Raw genomic sequence first — 11007 nt, 5'->3', positions numbered from 1 at the left:
GCCCTGGTGCCCTCCGATCGCCGCGCGACCTTGATCGCCCAGCGTGAAGGTGACAGCGGCAACGTCGTCTACAAGCTGGACGTGTACCTGCAGGGCGCTGACGAAACGGTGTTCTTCGATGTATGACTGCCCTTTGGGTTGTTGCGGCGACCGACTATGGCGTTCGGCCACTTGCTCTCATAGCGTGGCTATCGCCGTAAAAAGATTATGCCGAGAATTCGCCAAACGACGCGTCGCACATCGGGCTTCGTTGTAACGCCTCGATGCGCGGGCTCTGTGATTAATCCGTAATCGCGGCCAAGTCGATCTCAAACGTTCTGATAACTTGTAGCAGCTGTCGAAGGGAAGCTTCAAGTAGTCGCCCATCGCGGCAACGGTCGCTATCCGGTCGGTGGCGCTCCCCGGGTAGCACTTTCTGAGCGCGGTGCGGCATCGGCCTGGCTTCGTGGCGCGCGCAAGTATCGTGATAATAGCGGCCGCCGCCCATACTTTCGATGTCCCGCGATACCTGACGGTGCTGCTAGTGGGCCTCATTCAATCGCTTCTCACCGCCGAAGTGACTGAGACGGCGCTGGGTGGAAGTCCTTGGACTTGAGCTCACGAGGAAGCGCCGTCAACAAAAGCACTGCGCAGAACACGCAAAGACTGCCGATGACAAAGAGCGCCGGCGTCGTGCTGCCCGTCAGATCCTTGACTGAGCCAACCATGATCGGACTCACAATGCCGCCCACCTGGCCCAGCGTGTTGATAAGCGCGATCCCGCTCGCGGCGCCGGCGCCCGTCAGTATCTTCGGAGGCAATGTCCAAAATGTCGGGATTGACGCCACCACGCCGCCGCCAAGAACGGCAAGCGCACCAACCAGCAAGAGAACGTTGTTGTTGAAAACGCCAGTGGCGAAAAAGCCGAATGCTGCAGCCAAGATAAGTCCGGCAACAAACCTCGGACGTTCGCCGGATGCATCAGAGAGCCGTCCGACGATCAGCATGCAGATCGCGCCGCAAACATAGGGAATGGCGGTCAAGAAGCCGATCGCGCTCGCGCTTCCCCCGCCGGCCGCCTTTATGAGATCCGGCGTCCAGAAATTGAGTCCATACGACGCGATCTGGATCAGGAAGTAGATGAACCCAAGCAGCAGAACGCCGGGCATCAGCAACGATCGCCAGGCTGAGCGCTCGCCAATTTGATTCTTCTGCCGCTCCAATTGCACCGAGATGAGACGGCGCTCATCAGTGCTGAGCCATTTCGCATGATCAATGCTGTCGTCAAATCGAAGCAGGACGACCACTCCGAGGGCAACGCATGGCAGACCGCCGGCGAGGAACAGCCATTTCCAGCCGTCCAAACCGTGCAGCCCGTTCATATAGTTAAGGATGAGGCCGGACATCGGCGCTCCAATGATGCCCGAAAATGCGGTCGCGAGAAAAAACACCGAAGTCATGCGCCCGCGATGGGATTTTGGGAACCAAAGGGTCAGATAATAGAGAATACCGGGAGCGAATCCGGCTTCCATGGCGCCAATCACGAAGCGCAGCGTGTAGAACTGCCATTCGCTCTGGACAAACACCATGGCCGCCGTCCCGAGCCCCCATGAGATCATGATGCGGGCGATCCAGCGCCGGGCGCCGAAGCGATACAACAGCATGTTACTCGGCACCTCAAATAGGACGTAGCCGACGACAAACAGGCTCGCGCCGAAGCCATAGGCTGTGTTGCTGAGACCGAGATCCGCCTGGAGCGATGCTTTGGCAAAGCTGATGTTCACGCGATCGAAGAATGCAAAGAAATAGCAGACGATGATCAACGGCATCAGGCGCCAGGCGATCTTGCTGATGACTTGCTGCTCGCTGATCGTCGCATCGAGACCGACAGCAGGCGCTGTAGTAATCGTCATGATTTCCTCCGATATGTTTTTTGAAATGTGATTGCAGGTTGTTCAGGCGGGGGATTGCCGCGATCGTTCTGGAACGGGGTGCAGGTCCAGCGGACGCCCGGTCTTTGCGACTTGGCCCGGCACGTCGTGTCCGACCAATGCGGGCAATCGCTTCGAAAGGTCGATCAAGCGATCGAGGTCGAGGCCGGTCCTCAGGTCGATCTCATGGCAGAGATTGACCAGGTCTTCGGTGCAAACGTTGCCGGTCGCGCCCGGCGCAAATGGGCAACCACCCAATCCGCCCAGCGCTGCATCGAAGCGGCGCGCGCCGCTGTTATGGGCCGCGAGCACATTGACCAGCCCGAGGCCTCGCGTGTTGTGGAAATGAAGCGTTAGCCTGTCCGAGGGTAGAAGCGTCAAGGCCTCTGCCACCAATCGCGAGACCTGATTGGGGTTGGCCATGCCCGTGGTATCTGCGAGCGTTACGCTATCGGCACCGAGGTCGAGGTACCGTTTGACGATGTCCAGGACCTTTCCGGACGGCTGTGCTCCCTCGAATGGGCAGCCGAACGCCGTCGCGATCGTGGCATTGACCAATGCATCAGCCGCGTGGGCCAGTTCGATGATTTCACCAAGGGATGCGAGCGAGCCATCATGCGTCATGTTCATGTTCGCGCGATTGTGTGTCTCACTCGCCGACATCACAAAGTTTAGTTCATCGGCCCGTGCCGCCAAGGCGAGCTCGGCGCCCTTCCGATTTGGAATCAGCGCTGTGTAGACCGTTCCAGGTCGCCGTCTGATGCTGGCAAATACATCTCTTGCATCCCGCAGCGCAGGGACGGCCTTTGGCGAAACAAATGACGAAACTTCGATGCGTCGGAAGCCAATAGCAGACAGGCAATCGATCAGCAGTATCTTTTCGGTCGTTTCGATCCATTGCGGCTCGATCTGCAACCCGTCGCGTGGTGCGACTTCCTGGATCAAAATGTCCGGCAGATCGGCGGTCATTGCACCGCTCCACTGCGGCGCAGTTGCAGAATGTCCTCCTCGTTGAGGCCGAGCGATGTCAAGACCTCGTCGGTGTGTTGCCCGAGTGTCGGACCAGGCCACCTTACGCCACCCGGCGTTTCCGATAGCTTTGGCGCGATACCAGGCATCTTCACGGTGATGCCGCCGGGGAGTTCGGTCGGCAGGATCATGTCTCTGGCAGCGTAGTGGGGGTCTTCCACGATATCGGCGACCGAATAGATTCGACCCGCAGGAACGTCAGCCGCATCAAGACGGGAGAGGATCTCCTCCATGGTTCGTTGCGAGGTCCAGTCGCTGACGGCGGCGTCGAGCACCGCATTCCTCCGTACGCGTCCGTCGTTGTTGGCGAGCGTCGGATCTTCACCGAGATCAGGGCGGCCGATCACACGCATCAGACGCTTGAATATCGCGTCGCTGTTGCCGGCGACGACAACGTAGAGCCCATCGGAGCTTGGATAGGTATTGGAGGGACTTATGCCCGGTAGTGCTGCGCCGGTCCGGGTCCTGACATAGCCCAAGAGATCATACTCGGGAACCAGACTTTCCATGAGATTGAACACGCTCTCGTAAAGCGAGACGTCGACGATCTGCCCCTTGCCCTGGCCTGTCTTGACCCGAAGCAGCGACATCAGCGCTCCAATCACGCCGTGCAGCGAAGCCAGGCTATCGCCGATGCTGATACCGACGCGTGCCGGCGGGCTCTCAGGATCGCCAGTGGTGAATCGCAATCCACCCATGGCTTCACCGATCGCGCCGAATCCCGATCGATCGCGATAAGGACCGGTCTGCCCGTAGCCGGAGATACGGACCAGGGTCAGGTTCGGATTGAGCGCGGAGAGCGCGTCCCAGCCGAGGCCGAGCTTCTCAAGGTTGCCCGGCTTGAAATTCTCGATCACAACGTCGGCTTGGATAGCCAGGCGACGAACAACCGCACGCCCTTCCGCCGACTTCAGATCAACTGCGATCGACTTCTTGTTGCGGGATTGCAGATACCACCACAGCGATGTCCCTTGATGGAGCTTTCGCCACTTGCGCAGCGGATCTCCAACGCCGGGCTGCTCGATCTTGATGACATCTGCGCCGAATTCGGCAAACAGCCGCGCCGCAAATGGCGCAGCGATGAGTGTTCCTAGTTCGACAACGCGAATACCGGATAACGGCCCGACCATCTCTGGCGCTCCTCGACACGCTGTTTTGTCGAGGTGTTGCCGAGCAACGCGGGTTGAGTCCAATATCCGTTGATGAACGAGCGTTCGCAGATGACGAACGCACGCGAAGAGAGCGATACTAGAGCATGGCCAGGTTTTCTCTCACGACAAACGCGAAGCAATAGCGTGAAACGAACATGCTCAAACAAAGAGCTAAGAAGCGGGACGACGATTCGAAGAAAAGTCATCATGCTTTATAGTGCGTGCTGCGGGAATGTCTGAGGTGATCTAGCATCAAGCGACTCGTCGCCGACAGCCCTACGGGATCTCTGGCAACCAGCACCAGCTCACGATCCGCCCATTCATCGCTCAGCTCGACAGCGGACAAGTTCATGCCGTGGCTCAAGACGGCAAATGCCCGGTTCGGGATCAAGCCGATGCCCATTCCGGCCTGCACCATCCGGCAGACGGCGTCGAAACCAGGGACGTGGACCCTTAGTTTGATCGACTTGCCGAGCTGTTGCGCCGTGTATTGCGAGCGAAGATAGATCGAGCTTGTAGCGAACAGGCCCACATGATCGTAGTCCAGTGTATCGGCAAATGAGACTTTCGTCGTGCCGGACAGCGGGTGATCGGACCTTACCACGATAACGAGGCGATCCCTTCCATACGAATAACGCTCCAGCCCGCGCGTGGCGACGTCTGCGGAGCAGATGCCGATATCCGCGACACCTTCCTCGAGGCCGCGAACGACCTCGGCGCTGGAGCGCTCCTGAAGATCGAGCCGCACCAACTCGTGAGAGCGAAAGAATCCGGGCAGATCGTCCGGCAGAAATTCGACGATTGACGACAGGTTTGCCAACATTCGCACATGTCCACGCACACCCCGCGCGTGCTCCGCCATGTCGACCGCGATCTTCGCGATGTTGAGCAGCGTGACGCGCGCATGATGCAACAGAGATTCGCCTGCCGGCGTCAGTGTCATTCCATTCGAGTGTCTTTCAAACAGAGCGACCTGGAGCGTCTCCTCGAGATCGTGCATGCGCTTACTGACTGCGGAAGGCGCTATTGCCTCTCTCTGCGACGCACGCGTCAAATTACCTTCGTCGCAAATTGCGATGAATAACTGCAAGGTTGTGAGGTCAATACGCCGAACGAGATCAATCTTGTAGGGCGGCTTTGACCGAATCGGCCGTGTCTTTTCCATGCAACGTCCCAGACAGAAGTTATCGCAACAGACATCCACTGATTTCTCAAATGTCGCAGAAGAATCGGAAAAAATCAGAATCTCATACTAACTGGCGCCGAATCGAGCCGAGAATCTTCCAACTCCAGGCTATGAGCCAATTCTTCGGGTTAGGGGAGACGGTGCGCGTCCACCGTGTGATCACTCAGCCGATCCTGTCATAAAAACGAGTTCGTCGGATGGGCCGCGTCGGATCACGAAATCGATATCAATGAAGGCCGCTTCGCGTCATGTTCGACCGGGTCTGCGGCTACCGCCTGCGATCTGACTTTCGCTTTGCCGCAAAAGTCCGCGGGAGCTTCGGTTCTGACTCAATCAGACCCGAACATGCTCTAGTGTCCCGAATCTGACGTACGACGGATTCCAAATCGACTCGAGGACTGCCCCATTCTTTGAGGAGGATTCATGCGTCTGAACTCGTTGCTGCTAACAACTACGTTCCTGGCCGTTGCCGGCACTCGCTCAACAAATCTCGGCTTCGCCGCCAGTTGGCTTTCCCAACAGCACGACGCCAAGTGTCGGACGGGTCATCCCGCAATTAACGCAGGACCGCACGCAGCGCAAACTCTCAAGGCGATCCACGACGACCGGACCCCAGCCTTATAGCGTAATGAACGGCCTCGGCGCTCTTACGTCGTACTTTCTCTCGTGAGCTTCCGTCCGGGCATTGCGCCGCAAAGCCTGATGCCGACGGTCTACGCCGCTCGACGCCGGCGGACTACGCCAACAACGTCAATTTTCTCGCCAACACGAGCGCTGGCAGCACGACATTCGGTAACGGCACCGCGACACCGCTCGCAAGCGCTGTCGGCTTCATCAACAACGCGGTGCGAGCCAACTCCTCGACCGGCTCAATGCGATTCACGCGAAGATAATGAAGAGCAAGGACCGGAACAAGGTTCTGCGTGCCATAGCCCGGTGGAGTCGTGACGTTCTCGGTAAATGAGCCCTCGAACGACGGCGAATCGAAAGTGCCGGACTGGCCATTCGGATCAATGCTCAGCAATGTGAAAAGGGGTGCCCGGTATGTACATGCCCGCGGCAATGGTCGCCGTAGCGGTGGGAGGAGCCCGCGAGCGCCGCAACGGCCGTGACATTGACTTCGCTCGCGGCGGTGGGCGTGAGCTGGAGCGACAGGTTTGAACCCCCATGGAAAGCACGGGAAATGCACGGATACTTACGCGCGCAAAATATGCCTTCTACGCCGCAAGATGCGCAAGCGACCGATCACCACTTTCTGCTGACAGATCTGATCTGCAAAGACCGAATAGGGTTGTTCGATGATCACCGAACTGTCGCGTGGCGAAAACGTCACAGCTCACGGTCGGCGGCATCGACTTCACCGCGTTGTTATTCTTCACGGAAGTTTTTGCATTAGTTACCGCGTCAGCATGCGTGTGCATGTTGGGGATTAGGAGACTTTAAACATGATACGGGCGCGAACACTTATTCGCGGCACAACCGCCGGCCTGATGGCCGTCGGGGGCGCGCAAGCAGCCGATCTTCCAATCAAGGCGAAGGCCGTCGAGTATGTGAAGGTCTGCTCGCTGTACGGCGGCGGCTTCTGGTACATCCCGGGCACCGACACCTGCATGAAGATCGGCGGCTATCTGCGGGTCGACGCCACCTTCAACGGCGGCGTGCAGGGCTCGCCCGCCTGGAATGGCGATATCGGCCAGGGTAACCGCTATCGTGACTACTTCGCAGCGCGGTCCCGTATGGCTTTGTCAATCGATACCCGCACGCAGACCGAATATGGCACGGTCCGCACCTTCGGGATGGGCCGGTTTCAGTTCTCTACGCTTGGCAACAACACCTTCAACCCGAACTCGATCAACGGCTCGCTTCCGGTGGCCGGCGCGCAGCTGCTCGACACTCCCGGCGGCGGTTACACCACCATCCAGTACCTTTTCATTCAGTTCGCAGGCTTCACTCTTGGTCAGTCGGCCTCGGCCTACGCGTCGCCTTGGCAGGGCTTTCCCGGCAACATCTCGGACTTCCTGCTCGGCGGCCAGAACACCGACACTGGCGTTAACAACATCCAGTACACCGCGCAGTTCGGCAATGGCGTGTCGGCCAGCATCGGCCTGGATGATCCGACGGTCTGGGATCGCACCGCGGTCTACAATCTGGCGCTGCCGCTGAACGCCACGTTTAACTCGGGCAACGCCTATGCCGGCGTCCATGCGCCCGACGTCGTCGGCAATATCCGCATCGACCAGGCTTGGGGCCTGTTCCAGATTTCTGCCGCGGCGCATGAAGTCAGCGGCTCCTACAACACCCTCAACGCGCTCGGTGCGCCGGCGGGCGCCGTCGGACTGCCGGGCGCGGCGCCGACCGCGGCATCCGAGCTTTCCGGACATCCCGACACCTCGTGGGGCGGCGCCGCACAGGCGGCGTTGCAGATCAAGAACATCCCGAGCGGCGCTGGTGACGACCTCAAGCTGGACGCGAGCTATGCCAAGGGCGCGACGAAGTACGTCGTCTCGTCGTCTTCAACCTCGCCAAGCTTTGCCATGTTCGGCAGCACCAGTGCGCCCGGCGCCTATCAGAGCATCGGGTTCGGTGCGACGACCGATGCCGTCTATCTGCCGGTCGCGGCCGGCGGCGACGGCTCGCTGCATCTGACGGAGACCTTTGGCGTTCGCGGGGCGTTCAATCATAACTGGGACCCGTATTGGTCGTCGAGCCTGTTCGGCTCGTATGTGGCGGTCCGCTATGACGGTGCCGCGAAGGCCTTCATGTGCGCGAACTACACCACGCCGGCCAAGGCGGTCAGCGCGGACTACGTCTGCAACCCCGACTTCAACATCTCGCAGCTCGGCGTGAACACCCGCTGGACCCCGGTCAAGAACCTGACCTTCACGGCCGAATTCCAGTGGTTCCACCTCGACCAGAACTTCAAGGGATCGGCCGTGCTTGGCGCGTCCGCGCCGAAGCCGTTGGCGCGCTACGAGTTCAAGGACCAGGATACGTTCCTGCTCGAGCTCCGCGCGCAGCGAAACTTCTGATCGCCTTCTTTGCGAGGAAACGGCGAGGAAGCAATCCGGCGTGTTGCTAAGTTGCTTCGTGAATCGATATCGCTGAGCTTGGCGCTGACAATAAGGGTACTAGATCGCAGCCCACGCTCACCGCGCTCATGAGTCCGGCGACAGTCGAAGTTTCTCCTTCCTACGACGACGGCCCATAGTTTGCGTTCGGCGGCGTTGTTCGACATGCGGACGCGTCCGTCGTCGAGAAAGCAGGCAAATGCATCCCTGCGGTTGAGGCAGTAATTGGCCTTACCTCTTCCTGTCCAGACCGCATTGTGCGAGACCTCGACGCCACGGGCAGCAAGTTCGTCCTTCAGCTTGTGCAGCGTCAGATGCGGCGTCTGGCTAATCCGTTCCTTGATGGAGGCGCGATGCGGTTCCAGCACCGGCTTGCGGTATCCGCCTATCTTGCCGGGCGCCACTGAACCCGTCGCCCGATAGCGCTGTGACCACTTCACCACCGAGGACGCCGCCACGCCAAATCGCGTCGCAACCGCCCGGCAGCTTTCACCCGCACCTACGGCTGCAACAACACGCTCACGCAGATCATTGGAAAGAGGTCGGCTCATCAGATGCTGGCCCCCAGACCCAGCCAACACCTTGAATCACAAACCGGCCCGCAAGGGAATCCCTACCGATTCAGCCTAGCCATGAACCGCTCTAGTGCCCTTCAATAGCTTCGCCGAGTACGCGCCCGAGCCGAACCCGGAGACGAAGAAAAAGGACGTGGTCTGGTTCGCACTGGACGACGATCGGCCGCTTACCGCATTTGCCGGGATCTGGACCGAGTTCAAGGGCGACCGGGACACCAAGTCGACGCCGATCCCCGGCCCTCACCTCGTCTATGGCTCCCTGACCACCAAACCGAACGCGGTCGTCGCCCCGATCCATCCCAAGGCCATGCCGGTTATCCTGACGACTGGCGAAGAACGCGACGTGTGGCGCGCACCGTGGGATGAAGCCAAGGCCCTTCAGCGTCCGTTGCCCAATCACGCACTCAAGATCGTGCTGCGAGGGCCGGATAAAGAAGACAGGCTGGCAGCCTGACACCGGCCTTTGTATGGCCTTTCCGTGGCAGGCGGCATCAGCATAGGGGTTCTTCAGGGCGGTCAGCAGATCTGGCTGCGGCGTTCGCGAACGGAGAGGGTGCGTTCGCGCCTGGATAATGTCGTTCTCGTGAGAGGTGCGTATAAGCAGGACCGAATTCCAATTTGGTCACAACAAGCCAGAACTGAACGACACCATGGATCGGGTCATGCGAGCGCCATTCGGCGACCTCTACCCAGAGTTCGCCGAGAGGGAGTATCGGCTGGCGCCGGCCGAGATTGCCAAGACTAACCAGACGGAGACCAATCCGGCCAAGCGGGCAGTGCTAAGGACCCATGAGCGGAACCCGGAGGCCAAACACAAGAACTGGCCTTGGCTGGCTTATGCATTGTGCTTTTTGGTCGGCACATCCGCGATTGGTGGGGCTTTGATCGATTTCGTAATGCACCGCCACCCATGGCTGATGGTATGCATCGTTATGGGGCTGGTTTGGCTGGAGATACGTGGCACCTAGGGGAGCACGATTCCTACTTCCGGGCCGAAGCATGAACCAGCAACATTGAGGTTTCCGTGAATTGCGCGTCACGGGTTGTGGGTGACGCGCCTCCAGCGGCCGCTGCCTGACGACGCCCTAAAGATCGTCATGCGCGGTCCCGAGGAGGACAGGCTGGCCGCCCGAAATGCCGCAAAGACAGAGTCCCCGCGTGAGCCAAGCGCTGGTAGTTGTGCGAGCCTTAGCCATTCTTCAGAAGACCGCAGCAGCAGCTGTTTTTCGATTGGACAAACCGTCGTCGCAGCTTGTTGCCGACATTGCTCGGCGCGCGTGCGGCAAGTATCTGCATGCTCAACCATGACCGATACACCGGTCCAGACGCTCGCTCCCTGGCGCCGATTGGCCCCGCATCACCTCCTCAATTTGTCCGGCAGCTTAGCGTTCCTGGCAATCTGTTTAGGAACGGTCTGCGGACGATCCCGTTTCGCGAACTGAAAGTCGTGGTTGCGGTCAATGCCCCGTTACTTCTTTCACATCACCGGAAGGTTCCCGTTTCAGGACGAAGTCGGAACGGAGCTTCGACACCATGGCGCTGCCTGGAAGGAAGCTCTGTTGCTGACCCGCGACATCGAAGCGTCGCTGCAGCCGGGGGAGAGCTGAAGCCTCGTGTCAAGGCTCATGGCCGCTCGCTCTACCGGATCAGCATCACCGGCGAAGAAGGATGAACAGCGCGCCCGCTATGGCGCCACGATAAGAGAACACGCCAACTAGCCCGTTTACCAGATCGATCCAGGTGCTGTCCGGGCTAGGACATCTGCCCTAAAAAAACAGGACCCTCGCAGGAACGAGTGTGATTGGCGCTCTTAGCAAAGCGCGTCTGTTGGGACGCCTGAAAATAGCGGGAGTGAACCTCACTCTTCTCCACGAGGTGGGGTCACTTCCGTTATTCAATTGGGAGCCCCCGAAACGGCCCTAGACGTCCCCGAGCTAGTCATCTGGAACGCAAGTTCGTCACATTATATGATGGCTCGATTCTCTGTAGAGGAGAGCGCTTGTGGCGAATGCAGGTGTTAGAGGCCGGCCAATCGAGCCGTTGGTGCTGAGTCCGCAAGAGCGAGCATATTTAGAGAGGCAGGTTCGT

The 11007-nt window shown here is 59.4% G+C and carries 8 protein-coding genes and 2 pseudogenes; 4 read left to right on the top strand and 6 right to left on the bottom strand.

Annotated elements, in window-relative coordinates:
• Positions 1–545: 545 nt before the first annotated feature.
• From ACZXDY_RS42730 to ACZXDY_RS42710, 5 genes are all read right to left on the bottom strand, one after another.
• Positions 546–1892, bottom strand: a complete 1347-nt coding sequence (locus ACZXDY_RS42730) for an MFS transporter (RefSeq protein WP_028169127.1) — start codon at positions 1890–1892, stop codon at positions 546–548.
• Between the two features lie 42 nt (positions 1893–1934).
• Complete coding sequence (locus ACZXDY_RS42725; RefSeq protein WP_464349616.1) at positions 1935–2879, bottom strand: hydroxymethylglutaryl-CoA lyase; 945 nt, start codon at positions 2877–2879, stop codon at positions 1935–1937.
• Entirely contained in the window at positions 2876–4069 is a 1194-nt protein-coding gene (locus tag ACZXDY_RS42720) for a CaiB/BaiF CoA transferase family protein (RefSeq protein ID WP_464349615.1), read from the bottom strand. The genes ACZXDY_RS42725 and ACZXDY_RS42720 overlap by 4 nt, the downstream gene beginning before the upstream one ends.
• 226 nt (positions 4070–4295) lie before the next feature.
• On the bottom strand, positions 4296–5255 hold the full coding sequence (locus ACZXDY_RS42715) for a LysR family transcriptional regulator (protein WP_051397340.1): 960 nt from the start codon (positions 5253–5255) through the stop codon (positions 4296–4298).
• A 757-nt stretch (positions 5256–6012) separates the two neighbouring features.
• The gene (locus ACZXDY_RS42710) at positions 6013–6300 is read right to left on the bottom strand and encodes a hypothetical protein (RefSeq protein WP_464349614.1); all 288 of its coding nucleotides are present in this window, start codon (positions 6298–6300) and stop codon (positions 6013–6015) included.
• Positions 6301–6721: 421 nt separating this feature from the next.
• Between ACZXDY_RS42710 and ACZXDY_RS42705 the strand changes: the two genes are divergently transcribed.
• Positions 6722–8305, top strand: coding sequence for a porin (locus tag ACZXDY_RS42705; RefSeq protein WP_464349613.1), 1584 nt, complete (start codon positions 6722–6724; stop codon positions 8303–8305).
• Positions 8306–8478: 173 nt separating this feature from the next.
• Here ACZXDY_RS42705 and ACZXDY_RS42700 read toward each other — a convergent pair.
• A pseudogene (locus ACZXDY_RS42700) lies at positions 8479–8898 on the bottom strand (IS66 family transposase); the annotation flags it as partial.
• 88 nt (positions 8899–8986) lie between these two features.
• Between ACZXDY_RS42700 and ACZXDY_RS42695 the strand changes: the two are divergent.
• From ACZXDY_RS42695 to ACZXDY_RS42685, 3 genes and pseudogenes are all read left to right on the top strand, one after another.
• A pseudogene (locus ACZXDY_RS42695) lies at positions 8987–9373 on the top strand (SOS response-associated peptidase family protein); the annotation flags it as partial.
• Positions 9374–9581: 208 nt separating this feature from the next.
• Positions 9582–9887: a hypothetical protein gene (locus ACZXDY_RS42690; protein WP_464349612.1), complete on the top strand. Its 306-nt coding sequence runs from the start codon at positions 9582–9584 to the stop codon at positions 9885–9887.
• A gap of 492 nt (positions 9888–10379) precedes the next feature.
• A complete protein-coding gene (locus ACZXDY_RS42685; RefSeq protein ID WP_035692965.1) occupies positions 10380–10526 on the top strand; it encodes a DUF6894 family protein in 147 nt (48 codons plus the stop codon).
• The last annotated feature ends 481 nt before the right edge of the window (positions 10527–11007 follow it).

The organism is Bradyrhizobium sp. LeoB3, assembly GCF_055456055.1.
Note: the sequence above shows the minus strand (reverse complement) of the source record. Positions and strands in the feature narration are given on the sequence as shown.